This is a genomic window from Chitinophaga chungangae, from assembly GCF_017742215.1.
GTDB lineage: Bacteria > Bacteroidota > Bacteroidia > Chitinophagales > Chitinophagaceae > Chitinophaga > Chitinophaga chungangae.
Genome location: NZ_JAGHKP010000013.1, coordinates 1 through 690, shown reverse-complemented (window position 1 = coordinate 690; position 690 = coordinate 1). Strand labels below are relative to the sequence as shown.

The 690-nt window shown below is 41.9% G+C and carries 1 rRNA gene; it reads left to right on the top strand.

Features of this window, described 5'->3' with window-relative positions:
• Positions 1-4: 4 nt before the first annotated feature.
• A 5S ribosomal RNA gene (gene rrf, locus J7I43_RS24625) occupies positions 5-116 on the top strand.
• The last annotated feature ends 574 nt before the right edge of the window (positions 117-690 follow it).

Below are 690 nucleotides of genomic sequence, written 5' to 3'. Positions count from 1 at the left end.
ATCTTATGGTGGTTTTGCCGAGGGTGTTCACCTCTTCCCATTCCGAACAGAGAAGTTAAGCCCCTCATGGCCGATGGTACTGCACTATCATGCGGGAGAGTAGGTAGCTGCCATATTTATTAGAAAGTCCCGGTGTTATGCCGGGACTTTTTTCTCTCTTCCCCTTCCCGAAAGTTCCCACGCAAAATTTTGTAGTAATCGATTTAGTTGCTATCTTTGCCATCCGCTTTGAAAAATAGCGGGTAGTTCTTTGTGTGGTTGTTGGAAACGGGGCGAGACAGTGCGAATAAAGTTCAGGTGTAAGTGATTGAGAATCAGAAAAATAAATTTAATTTTTTGGGTTCAAAAATTTGGAAGAACGAAAAAATGCACTACCTTTGCACTCCCTTCGAACAACAGCGTTGAGAAAGGGATATCAACAAGGCCGGTCCGGTCTGAAAAATCAGGAAAGTTCTTAAAAAAATAATGTAAGATATGGCTTAGGGCCTAAAGGTTCGTACCCTTGATATCTGCGAAGTTCACGATTATGGTTACCGCGGTAAGCGTGGTGAGCCGGTGAACGGAAGGTCTTTGAAAGTAAGGAAACAACAGCACGTTACAGAAATGTAACAAAACACAGGTAATGTTAGCGATAACATATTAATTGAACATCTCGATTCGATTTTCCAAGAGAAAATTTAGTCGGGTTCA